Origin of the sequence: Burkholderia catarinensis, from assembly GCF_001883705.2 — a bacterium.
GTDB classification, from domain to species: domain Bacteria; phylum Pseudomonadota; class Gammaproteobacteria; order Burkholderiales; family Burkholderiaceae; genus Burkholderia; species Burkholderia catarinensis.
Genome location: NZ_MDEQ02000001.1, coordinates 403226 through 421854, shown reverse-complemented (window position 1 = coordinate 421854; position 18629 = coordinate 403226). Strand labels below are relative to the sequence as shown.

Genomic DNA, 18629 nt, shown 5'->3' with positions numbered 1-18629 from the left:
TGCTCACGCGAACACGCGCAGGTGTTCGGGCGCGAACGCGAGCGAGACCGGTGCGCCGGGCGAGAACGCGTCGAGCGCGCCGGTGCCGAGCGGCACCTTCACGAAGCATTCGTCCTGGCCCGGCAGCGCGCAGCGCATGCGCACGTGATCGCCGAAATAGATGAGACTGCGCGCCTCGCCCGTCACACGGTTGGCGGCCGTGCCGTTCGCGTGCCCGTTCGCGCCGTGCGCGGCAAGGCTCATGCGTTCGGGGCGGATGCACGCGACGGCCGACGCGCCCTCGGCTGCTTCGCCGATGTGGCGGCCGACGAGCTTCGTGCCATCGTCGAGCCGGAACTCGCAGAATTCGCCGTCGACGCGCGCGATGGTGCCGCGCAGCCGGTTGCTGTCGCCGATGAAGTTCGCGACGAATTCGTTGCATGGCGATTCGTACAGGCGGTCGACGGTGTCGAGCTGCTGCACGATGCCCTTGTCGAACACGGCGACGCGATCGGACATCGTCAGCGCCTCGCCCTGGTCGTGCGTCACGTACACGAAGGTCACGCCGAGCTTTTCGTGCAGCGCCTTCAGTTCGTACTGCATGTGTTCGCGCAGCTGCTTGTCGAGCGCGCCGAGCGGCTCGTCCATCAGCACGAGCTTCGGCTCGAACACGAGCGCACGCGCCAGCGCGATGCGCTGCTGCTGGCCGCCCGACAACTGCGCCGGATAGCGTTTCGCGAAGCGCTCCATCTGCACCATCTTCAGCGCGTGCGCGACGCGCTCCGCGCGCTCGGCCGCCGGCAGCTTGCGCACGGTCAGCGGATACGCGACGTTCTGCTCGACCGTCAGGTGCGGGAACAGCGCGTAATTCTGGAACACCATGCCGATGTTGCGCTTGTGCGGCGGCACGCTGTTCAGCAGCTCGCCGTCGAGGTGGATCTCGCCGCCGGTCGGGAATTCGAAGCCGGCGAGCATCATCAGGCAGGTCGTCTTGCCCGAACCCGACGGCCCGAGCAGCGTCAGGAATTCCCCGCGGTGGATGTCGAGGTCGAGCGATTTGACGACCAGCGTCTCGCCGTCGTAGGTCTTCCGCACACCGCGAAAGCTGACGATCACATCATCGGACTTCATCGTGGCTGTCCCCTTGCTTCGCGACAATTGTTTTCAAGATGCGAGTCACTATACGACCCGTACGGTTCTACAATAGGGAACCATTTCAATATTCCTAGTAGGACCACTCTGGATACCGTCATCCTCGCCGACTGGCTTTCCGCCCGCCTCGACCGCAGTTCGCCCGAGCCGATGTACCGGCAGCTGCTGCAGCAGATGCAGCAGGCCATCCTGACCGGGGAATTGGGGCCAGGCACAAAGCTGCCGAGTTCGCGCACACTTGCGGCCGACCTGTCGATCGCGCGCAATACCGTCCTGCATGTGTACGACCAGCTGACGGCCGAAGGCTACGTGCTGACGACGACCGGCAGCGGCACCTATGTGGCCGACACGCGGCCGGACGCCGCCGCGATTCAGGCGCCGGGCGTCGCGCCGCCGCCTTCGGACGCCGGCGCCCCGCCGCTGGCTGACGCGCAGGACAGCCTGTCGATGCGCGGCAGCCGGTTGATCGAGCATGCGGGCGTATCGCGGCGCCAATGGGGCGCGTTCATGCCGGGCGTGCCGGATGTGTCGGAGTTTCCGAGCCGCACATGGAGCCGCCTGCAGGCGCGGCTGTGGAAGGAGGCGAACCCCGAACTGCTGACCTATGCGCCGGGCGGCGGCTACCGGCCATTGCGGCGCGCGCTCGCCGATTACCTGCGCGTCGCGCGCTCGGTCAAATGTTCGCCGGACCAGGTGATCATCACGACGGGCATCCACCAGTCGATCGATCTCGCGGTACGGCTGCTGTCCGACATCGGCGATCGCGCGTGGGTCGAGGAACCGTGCTACTGGGGCGTGCGCAGCGTATTGCAGGCGGCCGGCCTCACGCTCGCGCCGGTGCCGGTCGACCAGGAAGGGCTCGATCCGAGCGCGGGCGACATGCAGCATCCGCCGCGGCTCGTGCTCGTCACGCCGTCGCATCAGTACCCGCTCGGGATGGTGATGAGCCTCGCGCGGCGCCGCACGCTGCTCGAATACGCGCGCCAGCACCGCTGCTGGATCATCGAGGACGACTACGACAGCGAATTCCGCTACGGCAGCCGCCCGCTCGCGTCGCTGCAGGGGCTCGACGACGGCGGCCGCGTGATCTACGTCGGCAGCCTCGGCAAGATGCTGTTCCCGGGGCTGCGGATGGGCTACATGGTCGTGCCCGAGCATCTGGTCGATACCTTCCGCACGGGACTGTCGGAGCTGTATCGCGAGGGCCAGCTGATGCAGCAGGCCGTGCTCGCCGAATTCATCATGGACGGCCACCTGACTTCGCACGTCAGGCGAATGCGCACGCTTTACGGCGAGCGCCGGCAACTGATGATCGACGCGATCCGCGCGCGCTTCGGCGATGCGCTGCCCGTGATGGGCGACGAGGCCGGCCTGCATCTGGTGCTCGGCCTGCCCGACGCCTGCGACGATCGCGCGGTCACGCAGAGCGCGTTCGACGCGGGCGTGATCGTGCGTCCGCTCACCAGCTACTACAGCAACCTCGACACCGCGCGGCGCGGCCTGCTGCTCGGCTATGCGTGCGTCGCGCACGAAGGCATCGGGCCCGCGTTCGACACGCTCGCGGATACCATCGAGCAACATCTGCCGCGGGACATCACCCGCGCGGCATAGGGGCGGTCACACGCAGCGCCGCCCGCATCATTGCGCGCTGCCCGCCCCGCGATCGAGCGATGCCGCGCGCACGGCTTCGCCGGGCTTCGTGAACACGCGCTGCCGCAATGCGGCGATCCGTGCGTCGCGATCCTGCGGTGACAGGCCGGCCGACTCGATCTGCGCACGCTGCGCCGTATAGTCCGCGTAGCGGCTCTGCCACGATGCGTCGTCCTGCTGCATCTGCGCGACGCGTGCGGCAGCCTCGGGGCCGAGCGCCTGCGTCAGTTGCGCACGCATCGCGTCGGGCGTCGCACCGCTCTTCTGCAATTGCGCGATCTGGTCGATCGCGGCGCGCTGCCGGTCGACCCGCTGCTGAGCGGCGCGTTCGTCGGCCGGCATCTGCTGCTCGAGCGCGGCGAGCCGCTCGGCCTTTTGCGCATCCGTCAGCGTACGATCCTGCGCGATCTTCAGCCGCGCGAGATCGTAGCGCTGCCGCCACTGCTCCGCGCCGAAGAACGGCTGGCTCCAGTCGCCGAGCGTGCGATACGCGATCGACGCGCGCTGATCGAGCGCGAGTTGCAGCGCGCCCAGGTCGGACTTGTCGACCGCGCCGGCATCGCGCAATTTCGCGAGCGCATCGAGATAGGCGCGATACCGGTGCCACACGTCGAGCGCCTCGACCTGCGCAATCGTGCCGTCGAGCTGCGCGGCGATCTCGCGCCCGACGAACGCATCGAGCGCGGCCGCGCTCAGGTCGCTCTGCGCGGTCAGGCAGTAGTCGAGGAAATCGCGCACCGCGCGCGACTTCGCGAGATGGCCGCCGGCATCGAGTGGCAGCCGCGGCGCGCTGGAACCGGCCAGCGACGGCGGCAGCCCCGCGCTCGCCGGCACGGCGGCCTGCGGCGGTGCGGCAGCCACGCCGCCCGCCACCGCTGCATCGGGTACATCGCCCGCAACGCCCGTGCCGCGATGCGATCCCGCACCGCTCCACATCGCGACGCCGGCGACCGCCGCCAGCCCCACGACACCATAGATTGCAGCGCGCCGCGCCAGCGGCGCGCGCCCTTCACGTGCCGTCATCGCTCACACGCCCGCAAGCTTCAGCCGGTTCGCATGCGTGCGGATCACCGCGACCGGATCTTCCGCATACGCGCCGCGCACGCCGAGCAGCTGGTTGATCTCGTCGATATGGTTCCACTTGTAGCTCGTGCTCAGCACCTTGCCATACAGCGCGCTGCACTTCGACACGAGACCGTCGTTCTGGCCCGAGCTGCGATTGATCATCACCGTGCCCGTGCCGAACAGCGCGAGCGTCGACGGGTCGAGCGCGTTCGCCGGATCGATGAGCGGAACGACGCTCGTGTCCGTCGCACCCGTGACGCCGAACACGGAGAACGTCGGCTGGATCGCCGTGCCGGCCCACGAATACAGCAGATGCGTGTTGCCGCCGACGGTTTCCGTCGGCGCGCCGGTCTGGCAACTGCCCGGTGCGCCGAGGCCCGCGCTCGGATAGTTCTGGTTGTAGGTTGCGGCCTGCGCGGTCGTCAGCGTCTTCAGCGCGGCGAGCGCATCCTGGTTCGTGTTGTGGCTGCTGCTCGTCAGGATCCCGAACACATTGACGAACGCGGCGATCACCGATGACGAAAGCCCGGTCGGATCGTACGCGAGCACGCCCTGCACGAAATCGGCGAACTCGGAGCCGCGATGCGGCGTGCCGATCGTGGTCACCGACGCGACGAGATCGGGCGCGACGGCCGCGACATAGCGTGACGTCAACCCGCCCTGGCTGTGACCGACCAGATTGACCTTGGTCGCACCCGTCGCGGCAAGCACCGTCTTCACGTACGCGAGCAATTGTTCGCCGCGCCCGTTCGGGCCGTCGTCGCTCTGGAAGCCCGACAGGTTCGCGACGTAGACGGTCGCACCGTGCTGCTGCAGGTCCTCCTGGATGCCGTACCAGTACTCGAGCACGCCGGCGTATTTGTCGGTGCCCGTGAGCCCGTGCACGAGGATGACCGGATAGCGCGTCGCCGCGTAGTCGTCGGCAGGCGCGGACGCCGCGACTGCCGCGTGCGTCGTCGCCGCCATCATCAACGCGGCGGTTCCCGCGAACGGCGCCGCGCTCATCGCGCACGCTACTGCCCCTGCCACTACCTTGCAACGTATCGATCTTGCCATGTCTGTTCTCCTGATTATTTCGCCGCCGATTCGAATGAAATCGGATCGACGCACGGCACCCTCGCGTGCCCCCCCCTGTACGTCGACTGCCGGAGTAAAGCACGAGTCGAGAACGTTTGCGCCCCGACTAGACACGGCTCTCTAATCAGTTGACGCGCCCCACCCGTTCGGGCGGGGCCGCGTTCATGCATGGGCATGCTGCAACGCACACACGCCGCGCGCTACAGCTTCGCGCTCACGCGCACCCATGCGGTCCGGCCCGGCTCCATCACCGGCGCGTTCGCCGGATAGCCGAAGCCCGCGTTGCCGGCGAGGTTCAGGTGCTCCGTGTAGGCCTTGTTCAGCACGTTGTCGACGCCGACCGAGATCTGCACGGTCTTGCTGACGTTGTATTGCGTATGCAGCGACAGCACGCCGAATCCGGCGCTCGGGCCGAAGTCCTTGCCGACCACGTTGCCCTCATTCAGCGCATAGCGATGCTGCGGCGCAACGATCCGCCACAGGCCGCCGGCCGACCATGCGCCACGGGTATATTCGAGCCCGATGCGCGCCTCGAGCGGCGGCATCTGCGGCAGCGGATCGCCGCTCGCCACGTTGCGCCCCCACGCATACGCGAGCGACGTCTCGACGCGCAGCGGCGCAACCGGCCGCCACGACACGCCCGCTTCGCCGCCCATGACCTGCGCGTTGACGTTGGTCGCCTGCGTGGTCGGCCCCATCATGCCGGCCGCGTAGTTGAACAGGATGAAGTCCTGCACGTAGCCCGCGTAGGCCGACACCCATGCATCGAACCGGTCGCTCTTGTATTGCGCGCCGATGTCGAGCTGCGTGGTCTTCTCCGGCTGCACCGCCGAGAATGCATTGACCGAACCGGCCGGCCCGCGCTTTGCGGAGAACAGCTCCCAGTAGTCGGGATAGCGCTGCGCATGGCCGATCCCCGCGTACCACGTGACGGGCAGCGACGCGAGATCGCGCTCGTAGCGCACGAAACCGCTCGGCAGCACGCGCGCGCGATCGTCGTCGAAGGTCGGGTTCGGCTTGCTCGTCATCATGCCGCTCGTCGTCGTGCGCTTGTCGCGTGCGCTCGCATAGTCGATGCGTGCGCCGCCGATCACGCGCGACACGTCGCTCGCGTACCACGTCAGCTCGCCGAACGCGCCCGCGTTCCACATCGTCGCCTGCGCCTCCCACGGCTGGTCGCGGTAGTTCTGCCGCCCCATCGCCGAGCGCGAATCGAGCCGGTTCGATTGCGCGTCGACACCCGTCACGAACTTGAAGTCGTCGCCGAAACGGAACGTCGCGGCCGCGCGCGCGCCGAACGTGCGGCGCCGCACGTCGGCCGCCATCCGCATCGGCATGCTGCTGGTCGGGTCGGGCTGCCGCAACGTGGTGTTGTCCATCACATGGTCGGCTTCGTTGTAGTACACGCGCGCCTCGATCCGGTCGAGCACGTCGCCGAGATGCCGCTTGTCGAACGACAGGCCGAACGTCTCGCGCCGGAAATGCGCGCCGTCCATCCCGCGACCCGCATAGCGCGCGTACCCGTCGCCGGTGCCGGCGGTCAACTCGACGCGCGTGTGGTCGTCCGGCGTCCAGCCGAGTGCCGCATCGGCGTTCCACTTGTCCCACTGGGACGGCACGGTGTTGCCGTTGCCGTCCTTGTAGTCCTGCGAATGCGCATGGTTCGCGGTCACGCGGCCATAGACGTCCGGCGTGCCGGCCGTCACGTCGATGTTCTGGTCGTTGCGGCCGAACGACCCGCCGACCACGCTGCCCTCGAAGCGCATGCCCGGCTTGTCGAAGCGCGGCGTCACGCGTTCGAACAACACCGTGCCGGCCGACGCGCCCGGGCCGTACAGCACGGTCTGCGGCCCCTTCACGACCGTGACCTTGTCATAGCTTTCCGGTGCGATGTACGAAGTCGGCGCATCCATCCGGTTCGGACACGCGCCGAGCGTCGGCATCCCGTTCGCCAGGATGTTCAGCCGCGAACCGAACATCCCGCGCAGCACCGGGTCGCCGTTCGTGCCGCCGCTGCGGATCGACGTGAAGCCGGGGATCGTCTTCAGGTAGTCCGCGCCGTCGCTGGCAGGCAGCGGCTGGCGCGGCGCCTTCGGATCCGTGACGACGACGAGCGGCGTCGACAGCGGCGACGCGACCACCTCGACGGGCGGCAGCAGCGCAGCCGCATCGTCCGCAGGCGCGCCGGCCGCTCGCGCCGTTTCGGCCGCGGCGGCAGTCGCGGCAGTCGCGGCCAACGCGCCGACGGCGAGCGCGGGAACGGTGAGTTTCAGCACGCGCGGCATGCGCCGCGCACCGGCATTGCGTGACGCCCGCGGCGCACGCAACTGGAAAATATTCATGATCGAAAGCCCGAGTGACGCCCTCCACGCGGCCTCGACGGGCTGCACGGATATCGGCGGTGGAAAGAACGGAAGAAAGCGCGTCAGGCGCGCTCGGGCGGTGCGCGTGGATACGCGCGCGGATAGCGATCGGTGCGCGCCGCGACGGCTGGCGGCGCGGCGGCGGAAACGGCAACGACGGAATCGGAAGCGAACGGCGCGGCAGCAGGCGCGCCGTTCGCGGGGCTATGTGCGAAGAAGCCGCAGTAGCCGCACGCATCGAGATGCAGCGCATGATCGTGCATGCGGCCCGCATCGGGCGACCGATGCGCACCATGCTCTGCACTGCAGACGATTGCGTCGGGCGTGGCCGCCTGTGCGACGCGCCACTGCGACACCAGCGGCGCCGCGATCGCGAACCAGATCGCGAGCACGCCAAGCCAGGCGGTCAGGTGACGATGTCGGTGCAGCATGCGCGGCGGCGAGTAAGCGGAATGTAAAAACAGCCGAGATGTTACAGAATGTTCGCCTCGATGGCCAGCCGTACACGACGGTAAACGGACCGGGGGCGCATGGTTGTCAACACAACCATGCGCCCCCGCGTGCTGCGTGCTTCCGGAGCGTGGCGCTCAGGGCGCCATGCGTCGCAGCACGTCGTCGCGCCGGATGAAATGGTGGTAGAGCGCGGCCAGCGCATGCAGGCCGATCACGAAGTAGAACGCGTTGCCGATCAGTTCGTGCGCTGCCTTGATCGTCGGCCGCAGCGCCTTGTCGGGGCCGAACAGCGTGAACGACACGCCGAGCCAGTCGAGCGACACCGGCTTGCCGCCCATGTTGATCATCATGATGCCGAGCAGCGGCTGCGCGATGATGAACGCGTAGAGCGCGAAATGCGAGAGCTTCGACAGCCAGCGCAGCAGCGCCGCCTGCGGAATGGCTTCAGGCACGCGGCTGACGACCCGCCACAGCACGCGCAGCACCGACAGCACGAGTACGAACGTGCCGGCGGTGAGGTGCACGTTCATCCAGAACACCCGGCTGTCGCTGCCTTTCGGCCCGCGGATCTCGATGGCCAGGTAGGCCAGCGCCACCAGCAGGAAGATCGCCCAGTGGAAGAAGATCGCGGGCGAACTGTAGCGCGTCTGTTTCGCGAGGATGTTTCTCATGCTTCGTCTCGTGTTGTATGCGGGGACGGGCGAATGCCGCCACCGGGTCGGCGCCCGGCAGAACCGTCACGATTGTAGCCGTGCGGACGTCCGGTTTTGTGCGGCCCGGTCAAATATCCGACGAATCGTCCATGCGCGCCGCGCGGGCCCGCTTATGGAAAATCCGCATCGCACGCCCGGGCGGCTGTGGCACGATAAAGCTTTGGTGCGACGGCGCGCGGGCATCATGAGCAAAGCGTTCTTCGTTGCGGCCTATCGGCTGACCGCCGCGTTGCTCGCGGTATCCACCACGCTGCACAGTGTCGCCGACTACTGGCACCTGCCGACCTTTCATCTCGGCAACTACCTCAGCTACTTCACGCAACTGAGCAGCCTCTATGCGGCCGCGATGCTGGCTGCGGGGATGTGGCGCATCGCGCGCCCCGGCTCGGCCCGCTACGAATCGATGCGCGGCGCCGCCGTGCTGTACATGCTGATTACCGCGATCGTCTACGAACTCCTGCTCGCGCGGCTCGATGCGCTGCGCCACGTCACGCCGGCGTTCAACAACTGGGTGCTGCACCGGATCGTGCCGCTCGTCATGCTGGGCGACTGGCTGTACGTGGAGCCACGCTCGCCGATCCCGTGGCGCAGCGCGTTCGCGTGGCTCGGCTTTCCGGTCGTCTATCTCGGCTATACGCTCGTGCGCGGCGCGCTGGAGAACTGGTATCCCTACCCGTTCGTCGATCCGCGGCCGCATGGCTACCTGCCGGTCGCGATCCAGTGCTCGCTGATCGCGCTCGGCGCGGCGGCGCTCGCACTGGGTATTCGCTGGCTCGGCAATCACGCGAGACAGTCCGGCACCACGACGCTCAAGGAAGGATGAAGGCGGGAGCGTGTGCGCCGCCCGGCGCACACGTAGCGATACAGGTGGTCAGCCGCCGTTGCGCGGCAGGAAGTTCATCGGATCGACGACCTTGCCGTTCTGGCGGACTTCGAACTCGAACGTCGAACGGCCGCTCGCGTCGGTGCCCATTTCGGCGACCGGCTGGCCCTGGCGCACCGCGTCGCCTTCGTTGACGAGCAGTTTGCCGTTGTGCCCGTAAGCCGTGATGAGCCCGTTGTCGTGCTTCAGGATCACGAGCGGACCGTAGGCCTTGACGCCAGACCCGGCGTAAACCACGCGCCCGTTCGCCGCGGCCCGCACCGAATGATCGGGCCCGGATGCGGCGATCACGACGCCGCGCGTCCTGCCGGCCGCAAACGGCGCCGCGACGACACCCGTGGCCGGCCATGCGAGCGAACCCGGTTGGGCCGCCGCGGGCGGCTGCCCGAGCGATGTCGCGGAAGGCGGCGCGACGCGCAGCACCTGGCCGGGCGACACGGCGTCGGTGGGCGCCATGTGGTTCCAGCTGGCCAGGTCCTGCACGCGTTGCCCGTAGGCACTCGCGATGCCCGCGAGCGTATCGCCCGGGTTCACGCGGTAATAGCCGGCGATCACGCCAGGCGTCGCGGCCGACATGGGTGCCGGTTGGCGCGACGGCTGCCAGTTGTCGGTCCACGGCGTCATCGTACAGCCCGACAGCGCGACGGCTGCGGCAATGAACGCCGCCTGCGGCAGCCAGCGCGTCAGCGCAGCGTGGATGGAAACATTTTCTCTCAAGGGTCCTCCCGGATTTGCGTCGTTGCGCCGCCCACCGCCCCCCGGCGCGCGACGCACGATGTCCGGCCAGAGGCCGGACCAACCAGTATCCGACCGCTCTCGCGGCCGTCAGTTTCCATAGCGGAGTCGGCGCGAACAGGCTCACCGGCCCCTTTTTCGCGTCGTCCCGATCGGCAAAGATACCATTTGTCGCGGTCGGGACCGCGACAGGCACCTGATCAGGCAACAATCTTGCAGCCCGCACCGGCGTAGCGGCGGCCTGCAGATCGCACCGCGCGGGCCGCCCGGCGGGCCTGTCGCGGGTTTTCCGCACGCGCCGCCGCCCTCGCCCGCCGTATCGGCCCCGTCATATTCTCCACTTGGATCGCCGCCTATACTCGGTGGAGCAGCGCGCAATCCGACGACAACGAGGAGCATGACAATGAACAACGCGACGTTTCTTTCCGTGCAGCTCGACGCCGACGATTTCGCCGGTTCCAGCGGCCTGGTCGAATTGCTCAACCGGCACCTGCTGTTCGCGACCGACGTCGCCGAGGCGGCCGATGCGCTCGTCCAGCTGGCGAGCGTCGCGCACCTGACAGGCGCCACGCGCCATAGCGTCGAGCTGCCGGTTCTCGCGATCGAACGGCTGCGCGACGCCCTCGACACGCTGAGCGGCTACGACGAAACGTGGCTGCAGGTGCTGGAACCGGACGAAGCGCTGTTCCGGGATATCGGGCGCGGCCGGCGCCCGCTGCACTGACCGCCGGCGCGTCACGCGCCGCCAATGAAAACAGCCCGTCGTTCCGGATGTCGGAACGACGGGCTGTTTGTACTACGGGGGGGTCGGATCCGGTCGCCGCAGCGGCCGTACCATTAACGACCCTTGTAGATCGGGGCGTCGTCAGCGATACGCTTGACTTGCCAGCCGGTCTTGGCCTTGGCCGGTGCACCGGATTCTTGCGCGGCGGCCGGTTGCGCGCCGTAGCCGGTCGTGTCGGCGGCGGCGACGTTCTGTTGCGGGTTCAGACGGGCTTCAGCGGCCTGGATGCCTTCCGGGTAGTTCGTCCGGTCGCTGCCCAGCTTGTAGCCAGCCTGCTGGACGGCGACCAGGTCGGCCTTCACCTGTGCACGGGTGACGGGCGCGTTCTGTTGGGCGAACGAGACGGCGGGAACGGCGAGGACGGCAGCTGCAGCGAACGTTGCGATCAGCGATTTCATGATTACCTCCGGGATTTTTTTTGCTCCGCCGCACACACCATGTCTGCAGCGATGAACAGAGTTTAGTCCCGGCAGCACCTAGGGAAAACCATGAAAGAACGAAAACACTGTTTCCCCGGAGCCAACAATGCCGACATCCGGGATAGAAAAACCCTATTCATAGAATAGATTTTCGCAACAATGCCGCCCCCGCGGGCCGGTCAGGACCAGTTCGCGTGGAAGCTGCCCGGCTTGTCGGTACGCTCGAACGTGTGTGCGCCGAAGAAGTCGCGCTGCGCCTGCACAAGGTTCGCCGGCAGCCGCTCGGAACGGTAGCTGTCGAAGTACGCGACCGCCGACGCGAACGCCGGCACCGGCACGCCGGCCTTCACCGCGGCGACCACGACGTCGCGCAGCGACGCCTGGTAATTCGCGGCGATGTCCTTGAAGTACGGATCGAGCAGCAGGTTCGCGAGCGCCGGATCCTTGGCATACGCGTCCGTGATCTTCTGCAGGAAGCGCGCGCGGATGATGCAGCCCGCGCGGAAGATCTTCGCGATCGTACCGAGATCGAGGTTCCAGCCGTATTCTTCGGACGCCGTGCGCAGTTGCGCGAAGCCCTGTGCGTACGAGATCACCTTGCTCAGGTACAGCGCGCGGCGCACCGCTTCGACGAACGCGGCGCGATCGCCGTCGAACGGCGCGGCGGCCGGGCCCGACAGGATCTTGCTGGCCGCGACGCGCTCGGTCTTCAGCGACGACAGCACGCGCGCGAACACCGACTCGGTGATGAGCGGCAGCGGCACGCCGAGATCCAGCGCGTTCTGGCTCGTCCACTTGCCGGTGCCCTTCTGCGCGGCGCGATCGAGGATCACGTCGACGAGGTGCTTGCCGGTCTCTTCGTCCTTCTTGCCGAAGATCTTCGACGTGATCTCGATCAGGTAGCTGTCGAGTTCGCCCTGGTTCCATTCGGTGTACACCGCGCCGAGCTCGTCGTTGGTCAGGCCCGCGACGTCCTTCAGCACCGAATAGCTTTCGGCGATCAGCTGCATGTCGCCATATTCGATGCCGTTGTGGACCATCTTCACGTAGTGGCCCGCACCGTCCGGGCCCATGTACGCGACGCACGACTCGCCGTCCGACGGCGCCTTCGCGGCGATCTGCTTGAGGATCGGCTCGACGAGGTCGTACGCGTCGCGCTGGCCGCCGGGCATGATCGACGGGCCGCGCAGCGCGCCCTCTTCGCCGCCCGACACGCCGGTGCCGATGAAATGCAGGCCCGATTGCGCGAGTTCCTGGTTGCGGCGGATCGTGTCGGTGAAGTGCGTATTGCCGCCGTCGATCAGCACGTCGCCCTTCTCGAGCAGCGGCTTGAGCGACGCGATCGTCGCATCGGTCGCTTCGCCGGCCTTCACCATCATCAGGATCCGGCGCGGCGTTTCGAGCGACGCGACGAACTCTTCGAGTGTATGGGCCGGCACCAGGTTGCGGCCGGGGAATTCGGCGATCAGTTCGTCGGTTTTCTCGCGGCTGCGGTTGTACACCGACACCGCGTAACCGCGGCTCTCGATATTGAGTGCGAGATTGCGGCCCATCACCGCGAGCCCGATCACACCGATTGCTTGTTTGCCCATTAGTCAATTCTCCGGAAAAAACGGGGCGCGACCCGAACCGGGCCGCGCGCACAGGCGAAAGGATAGTGGAAACGCGGCGGTGATGCGCGCATGCGCGTCATTGCTCCGCGTGCGGCAGCCGCCGGAACACGACGCTCAGGTTGTTCGCCGGCATTTCGACGACCTCGATGCAGTCGAGCCCGAGATCGAGGCCGAGCGCGACGACGGCCTCGAGATCGCGCACGCCCCACGACGGGTCGCGGCTGCGCAACTGCAGGTCGAATGCCTCGTTCGACGGCGCCGTATGCCGGCCCTCGCGACGGTACGGGCCGTACAGGAACAGCACGCCGCCCGGCCGCAGCAGCCGCGCCGCGCCCGCGAACAGCGCGTCGGTGCAGGCCCACGGCGAGATGTGAATCATGTTGATGCAGACGATCGCGTCGAGCGCCACGACCGGCCACGCCGCGTCGCGCACGTCGAACGCCAGCGGCCCGGCGACGTTCGCGAGGCCCGCATGCGCGATCCATGCGGCGATCGAACGCCGCGCCTGCGCATCGGGATCGCTCGGCTGCCAGCGCAGGCCCGGCAGCGCCTGCGCGAAGTGGACCACGTGCTGCCCCGTGCCGCTCGCGATTTCGAGCACGCTGCCGCTCGCCGGCAGCACGCGGCGCAACACGTCGAGGATCGGCCCGCGATTGCGTTCGGCCGCCGGCGCCGACAGCCGCTCGGACGGATCGGGCGAAGATGCAGCGCCGGTCATGATGCGTGCTCCGTTGTGTCGCCCGCGATGCCCAGCCGAGCAGTGAGTGCGTCGAGCGCGGGTGCGCACTGCGCCTCGACCTTCAGCGTCAGCATCGGATCGGCGCGCGTATGGCCAAGATTGAGCGCGGCGACCGGCTTGTGCTGCGCCTGCGCCCACACGCAGAAGCGGTAGCCGGAATACACCATCAGCGACGAGCCGACGACGAGCAGCGCATCGGCCGCCTCGAGCGCCTGCGACGCCAGCGCCACGCGCTCGCGCGGCACGTTCTCGCCGAAGAACACGACCGCCGGCTTCAGCAGGCCGCCGCACGCGGGGCACGCCGGGATGCGGAACGTGTCGAGCGCGGCCCATTCGAGGTGCGCGTCGCCATCCGCGGCCGGTTCGGCCTGCGCGCCCAGCAGTTCGGGATTGTCGGCTTCGAGCATGGTCTGGATCGTCGCGCGCGCATGATGCGCGCCGCACGCCAGGCAGGTCACGCCGTTGATCCCGCCGTGCAGCTCGATCACGTCGCCGCTGCCCGCGCGCTGGTGCAGGCCGTCGACGTTCTGCGTGACGAGACATTCGATCCGGCCCGCGCCGCCGAGCCGCGACAGCGCGACGTGCGACCCGTTCGGCTGCGCGCGGCCGACGACGGGCCAGCCGATCATGCTGCGCGCCCAGTAGCGTCGCCGCGCGGCATCGGAGCCGAGGAATTCCTGGAGCTGGATCGGCGGCGAGCGCATCCATCGACCGTTGCGGTCGCGATAGCCGGGAATGCCGGAGTCGGTGCTGATGCCCGCGCCGGTCAGCACGAGCAGGCGCGGATGACGCTCGACGAACGTGTGCAGCGCATCGAGCGCGGCCGGATCGACGCCAGCGGTTGAGGGGTGGTGCAAGGCTTTATCGTTCATGTTGGCAACGCGTGTCGGGCGTGCCGGCAGGCCGTGCGCCCGCACGGGCGGCCAGACACGCCAGCACATGATACAGAACGCCGCGCGCTCGGGCCTGGGGCCCCGCGTGACAAGCCGACGCACAAAAAAAGACGCCCATACGCCGCTCGGCGATGGGCGCTTCAACAATTGATCCATCGGGGTAGTGGATCAACTGACAGCACGATTTCGCGGCGTCCGCCATGCTGCGACCGGCGAACGCTTCCCCTCGACTACGCGTGTTCCGCCATGCCGCGCGCATCGTTGCGCCGCTGGCTTCCCTGTACGATCCGGTTCAGGTCCGTCGCGCCGAGACCATGCGGGGCGCGCGAACGAATACGCCGCACGACGACTCGCGTTGCGCGCGGCGGAATGACGATCCGGGATCCGGGCCGGGCCATCCGCAGGCGTTCGCGGTTCATCCCCGACGGCCGACCGGCATCGGTCGGCCTCGTGCGTCACGCATGCACGTCGTCGTTCAGAACGAACCCGATTGCTCGGATGGAACGGAAAGCCGCGCGCTCAAGTCGCCGCAATCAACGGCGACGCGACTACTCTGGCAGGTCGGCGATTCATGTTTGCAACACGACACGTTGCGATTCGGTCTGTTTTCATTCTCTTGTCCCCGTTTTTTTGATACGTCCGACCCACTGAAGCGATCGCCGGACGACTGCACCCGCGATCGCGCTCACGGCTCGCACAGATATGCAAGGAGCGCACCATGCTTCATGCCGCAAGGCCACACGGGCGGATGCGAGGCTGTCGACGCGAATCGCGCAGCGGCGAGAAGCGCGAATGTTTCGAAACTGAAACGCGCAAGACGACCCGCCTGAGCGACGGCGACGGCGACAGCGATGCAGGCCGGCAACTGCTGCAATCGCTGTCCGCGCACGGGATGCCCGAAGGCCTGTTCTCGATGGGCTTTCGAAGCGTCGCCGATCCGTGGGCGCCGTGGTGCGCGGCTGTCGTCGACGGAGAAGTCGTATCGGTCGCCTTCGCCGCGCATCCCGATACGCCGGCCACCGCACTGCCGCTCGGCTATGCAACCGGGCGCCGCGCATTGGTCGACATCCTGCAGGACATGCGCGCGGCGGGCACGCATCACGTCACGCTGAATTCGGGATCTGACCGGCCCGTGCGCGATGTCATCGAAGAAATCGCGGCGCACGTGCTGCCGGTTTTTCACGACGGCCGAGCCTGATTCGACAGGAATCCAGATCAATCCGATGCGATGTACGGTGCGCGCGTCGCTCACCGTCGCCGACAAGCAGGCGTTACAAAACCCTTACGAACCGACAGGAAGAACGTGCCCACCTGCCGGACTGTCACCCGTCTGCGTCAAGCACATGCCTGTCCGAACTCGCAGCCGGCAACGGGCGATGCAACGCTCCAACGGGCCGCAAACGCCCGCGCCGCCTCGCGTATGCCTGATTTGAATATTTGTCGACGGAACTATTCGGTTCCTGTCGCGATCATGTTAACTTCCGTCCTTCGTTCAGCCCGGCGGGCCGCGCGCCGATGCGCACCCGCATGCCAACCCATGCGACATTTCCTCTTCGGCTGGCTGCTTGCCGCCATCGTCTCGGCCGCCCACGCAGCCGCTCCCGCACCGGCAGCCCCATCGGCCGCCTCCGGCACCGCACCCGCGCTGACGTCGCAACAGGCTCAGCAGGCACTCAACGTACTCGAAAATCCGCGTGAGCGCGCCCAGGTCGAAACGACGCTGCGCGCGATCGCGGCCGTCGGCGCATTGAGCGCGCCCGCGGTCGCGGCAAGCGAAGCGGCCGCGGCCAGCGGCGCGTCGGCTGCCGCGGCCCCGACCGCGCTGACATCGAACGGGCTCGCGTCGATGCTCGTCCGCCAAGGGTCGCGCTGGACCACCGAAATCGGCGGCGCGCTGAAGGAATCGCTACGCTCGCTGCTCGATATCGGCTCGGTCGGAAGCTGGTGGCACGACAGGCTGGTGCGCGCCGACGAGCGCGCGGATCTCGCGCACGCGATCTGGATCATCCTCGCCGTGCTCGTGCCCGCGCTCGTCGTCGAATGGTTCGCGAAGCGGCTGCTGCGGCGCGCGCTGGCCGCGGTGGCCGCCCGGCGCGCCGACACGTCGCGCCGCACCGCGCCCGAGTCCGAGTCCGAGTCCGAGTCCGAGTCCGAGTCCGAGTCCGAGTCCGAGTCCGAGTCCGAGTCCGAGTCCGTCAAGCCCGACGACGACGCGCCGCCGCCGGACGCATCCGCCCCGCCCGACGCCGCGCCCACGTCGTCGCAAGGCCGCGGCCACGCGCAGCGCCACACCACGCCGCTGCACCGGATGCCGCGTGCGCTCGTCAGCCTCGCGCTGCGCGCGGTGCCGCTGCTGGTGTTCGTCGGCGTCGCGAGCCTGACGATGTCGTTGATCGGCGATGCGGGCACACCGATCGAATCCGCGCTCGAAGCGCTGATCGACATCTACGTAATCTGCCGGCTCGTCGCGATCGTCAGCCGGTTGTGCTTCCAGCCCGATGCGCGGCAATTGCGGTTGCTGCATATCAGCGACGCGTGGGCCGACTTCGCGCAACGCTCGATCGCCCGGATCGTGATCGTGGTCGGCGCGTGCACGGCCGCGGTCGAGATCGCCGCGAACTTCGGTCTCAGCGAGGCCGGCCACGTCGCGCTGCTGAAAGCCGTCGCGCTCGTCGGGCACGTGATGATCTCGGCACTGATCCTCCAGTGCCGCCGGCCGGTCGCGGCTCGGATCCGCGCGGTCGGCGAGGACCACCCTGCTTTCTCTGTGGTCGGCAACGCGCTCGCGGACGCATGGGCACCCGTATCGGTATTCATCGTGATGGCGCTGTGGTTCGTGTGGGCGCTCGACGTCCACAACGGCTACCGCGTGCTGATCACGCTCGGCGGCCGCTCGATCGCCGTGATGATCGGCATGCGGATGGTGTCGATCGTCGTGTTCGGCGCACTCGCACGGCTGTTCCAGGGCCGCGACGAAGATCGCACGCTCGTCCATCTGCATGCGTACCGCTATTACCCGCTGCTGCGCCAGATCGTATCGGCTGTGATCGGCGTCGTGACGATCGTGCTGCTGCTGCAGATCTGGGGCGTGCCGATCTTCCGCGCGTTCGAAACCGGCACGATCGGCCACCGGCTCGCGTCGGCGCTGATGACGATCGCGATCGCCGCCATCGTCGCGCTCGTCGTATGGGAAGCCGCGAACATTGCGATCGAGCGCCGTCTGCAGCGCTGGACGCGCGAAGGCAATCTCGTACGCGCGGCGCGGCTGCGCACGCTGCTGCCGATGCTGCGCTCGCTGCTGTTCGTGATGATCGCGCTCGTGGTCGTGCTGACGGGCCTCAGCGAGCTCGGCGTGAACGTCGGCCCGCTGCTGGCCGGCGCCAGCATCTTCGGCGTCGCGCTCGGCTTCGGCTCGCAAAAGCTGGTGCAGGATTTCATCACCGGGATCTTCCTGCTGATGGAAAACGCGATGCAGGTCGGCGACTGGGTGACGCTCGCCGGCGTGTCGGGCACCGTCGAATACCTGTCGATCCGCACCGTGCGGCTGCGCGCGGGCGACGGGTCGCTGTATACGGTTCCGTTCAGCTCGGTCACGACCGTCAACAACACGAATCGCGGGCTCGGCAACGCGGCCGTCAAGGTCAGCATCGCCTACGGCGAGGACATCGAACGCGCGATCGCGACGCTGAAGGAGATCGGCGCCGCGTTGCGCGACGATCCGAAGTACCACGACGGCATCCTGTCGGATTTCAGCTACTGGGGTATCGACCAGGTCGACGGCGCGGCGCTCGCGCTGGCCGGACAGATGCAGTGCACGGACTCGACGCGCTGGAGCGTGCAGCGTGAATTCAACCGGCGGATCGCGGAGACGTTCCGCGAACGCGGCATCCGGATCGCCAATCCGCAGCGCAGCCTCGTCGCATACGCGGACGGATCGCAGCCGGTCGGCGACGATGAAAACGACACCCGCCCTGACAACCGAAATGCCGCCGAAACGGCAGCCCGGCCGCCGTCAAACGGCGAAGCGGAGCGCAAGCCGGGCTGACCGGCCGGGGCTGACGGCGCGCGGCGGTCAACGCGCGGCGGGGTTTTGCACGCGCCGCGTACTTGC

Annotated in this window: 16 protein-coding genes and 1 pseudogene; 5 read left to right on the top strand and 12 right to left on the bottom strand. The window is 68.0% G+C overall.

What is annotated here, in order from left to right:
- Positions 1-3: 3 nt before the first annotated feature.
- Positions 4-1110, bottom strand: coding sequence for an ABC transporter ATP-binding protein (locus tag BFF94_RS01865; protein ID WP_128849403.1), 1107 nt, complete (start codon positions 1108-1110; stop codon positions 4-6).
- 108 nt (positions 1111-1218) lie between these two features.
- Between BFF94_RS01865 and pdxR the strand changes: the two genes are divergently transcribed.
- Positions 1219-2742 (top strand): MocR-like pyridoxine biosynthesis transcription factor PdxR, encoded by a 1524-nt coding sequence (gene pdxR, locus BFF94_RS01860; RefSeq protein ID WP_219138969.1) that lies wholly within the window; start codon positions 1219-1221, stop codon positions 2740-2742.
- A gap of 27 nt (positions 2743-2769) precedes the next feature.
- On the opposite strand, the gene BFF94_RS01855 is transcribed toward pdxR, so the two are convergent.
- The 5 genes from BFF94_RS01855 to BFF94_RS01835 all read right to left on the bottom strand — a co-directional run bounded on the left by BFF94_RS01855 (position 2770) and on the right by BFF94_RS01835 (position 8410).
- Positions 2770-3804: a lipase secretion chaperone gene (locus BFF94_RS01855; RefSeq protein WP_219138909.1), complete on the bottom strand. Its 1035-nt coding sequence runs from the start codon at positions 3802-3804 to the stop codon at positions 2770-2772.
- Between the two features lie 3 nt (positions 3805-3807).
- Positions 3808-4902: a triacylglycerol lipase gene (locus BFF94_RS01850; RefSeq protein WP_128843003.1), complete on the bottom strand. Its 1095-nt coding sequence runs from the start codon at positions 4900-4902 to the stop codon at positions 3808-3810.
- A gap of 221 nt (positions 4903-5123) precedes the next feature.
- The gene (locus BFF94_RS01845; RefSeq protein WP_219138907.1) at positions 5124-7265 is read right to left on the bottom strand and encodes a TonB-dependent copper receptor; all 2142 of its coding nucleotides are present in this window, start codon (positions 7263-7265) and stop codon (positions 5124-5126) included.
- 83 nt (positions 7266-7348) lie between these two features.
- Positions 7349-7717 (bottom strand): DUF2946 domain-containing protein, encoded by a 369-nt coding sequence (locus tag BFF94_RS01840; protein ID WP_219138905.1) that lies wholly within the window; start codon positions 7715-7717, stop codon positions 7349-7351.
- A gap of 156 nt (positions 7718-7873) precedes the next feature.
- Positions 7874-8410: a cytochrome b gene (locus BFF94_RS01835; protein WP_128843006.1), complete on the bottom strand. Its 537-nt coding sequence runs from the start codon at positions 8408-8410 to the stop codon at positions 7874-7876.
- Between the two features lie 226 nt (positions 8411-8636).
- Between BFF94_RS01835 and BFF94_RS01830 the strand changes: the two genes are divergently transcribed.
- Complete coding sequence (locus tag BFF94_RS01830) at positions 8637-9275, top strand: Pr6Pr family membrane protein (protein ID WP_128843007.1); 639 nt, start codon at positions 8637-8639, stop codon at positions 9273-9275.
- A 48-nt stretch (positions 9276-9323) separates the two neighbouring features.
- Here the strand turns inward: BFF94_RS01830 and BFF94_RS01825 are convergent, their stop codons facing one another.
- A complete protein-coding gene (locus BFF94_RS01825) occupies positions 9324-10052 on the bottom strand; it encodes a peptidoglycan DD-metalloendopeptidase family protein (RefSeq protein WP_219138903.1) in 729 nt (242 codons plus the stop codon).
- A gap of 421 nt (positions 10053-10473) precedes the next feature.
- Between BFF94_RS01825 and BFF94_RS01820 the strand changes: the two genes are divergently transcribed.
- Positions 10474-10794 carry a hypothetical protein gene (locus tag BFF94_RS01820; RefSeq protein WP_128843009.1) on the top strand — a complete coding sequence of 107 codons (321 nt, stop codon included), beginning with the start codon at positions 10474-10476 and terminating at the stop codon, positions 10792-10794.
- 113 nt (positions 10795-10907) lie between these two features.
- Here the strand turns inward: BFF94_RS01820 and BFF94_RS01815 are convergent, their stop codons facing one another.
- From BFF94_RS01815 to BFF94_RS01795, 5 genes are all read right to left on the bottom strand, one after another.
- Complete coding sequence (locus BFF94_RS01815; RefSeq protein WP_043177725.1) at positions 10908-11252, bottom strand: DUF4148 domain-containing protein; 345 nt, start codon at positions 11250-11252, stop codon at positions 10908-10910.
- 200 nt (positions 11253-11452) lie between these two features.
- Positions 11453-12865, bottom strand: a complete 1413-nt coding sequence (gene gnd / locus BFF94_RS01810) for an NADP-dependent phosphogluconate dehydrogenase (protein WP_128843010.1) — start codon at positions 12863-12865, stop codon at positions 11453-11455.
- A gap of 97 nt (positions 12866-12962) precedes the next feature.
- Positions 12963-13604: a DUF938 domain-containing protein gene (locus BFF94_RS01805; protein ID WP_128843011.1), complete on the bottom strand. Its 642-nt coding sequence runs from the start codon at positions 13602-13604 to the stop codon at positions 12963-12965.
- Positions 13601-14497: an NAD-dependent protein deacetylase gene (locus BFF94_RS01800; RefSeq protein ID WP_219138901.1), complete on the bottom strand. Its 897-nt coding sequence runs from the start codon at positions 14495-14497 to the stop codon at positions 13601-13603. The genes BFF94_RS01805 and BFF94_RS01800 overlap by 4 nt, the downstream gene beginning before the upstream one ends.
- Positions 14498-14748: 251 nt before the next feature.
- On the bottom strand, positions 14749-14937 hold the full coding sequence (locus tag BFF94_RS01795) for a hypothetical protein (RefSeq protein ID WP_158061927.1): 189 nt from the start codon (positions 14935-14937) through the stop codon (positions 14749-14751).
- Positions 14938-15512: 575 nt separating this feature from the next.
- Between BFF94_RS01795 and BFF94_RS01785 the strand changes: the two are divergent.
- Both BFF94_RS01785 and BFF94_RS01780 read left to right on the top strand, forming a co-directional pair.
- Positions 15513-15716, top strand: a pseudogene (locus BFF94_RS01785) (LLM class flavin-dependent oxidoreductase); the annotation flags it as partial.
- Between the two features lie 339 nt (positions 15717-16055).
- Positions 16056-18563 carry a mechanosensitive ion channel family protein gene (locus BFF94_RS01780; protein ID WP_219138899.1) on the top strand — a complete coding sequence of 836 codons (2508 nt, stop codon included), beginning with the start codon at positions 16056-16058 and terminating at the stop codon, positions 18561-18563.
- Positions 18564-18629: the final 66 nt, after the last annotated feature.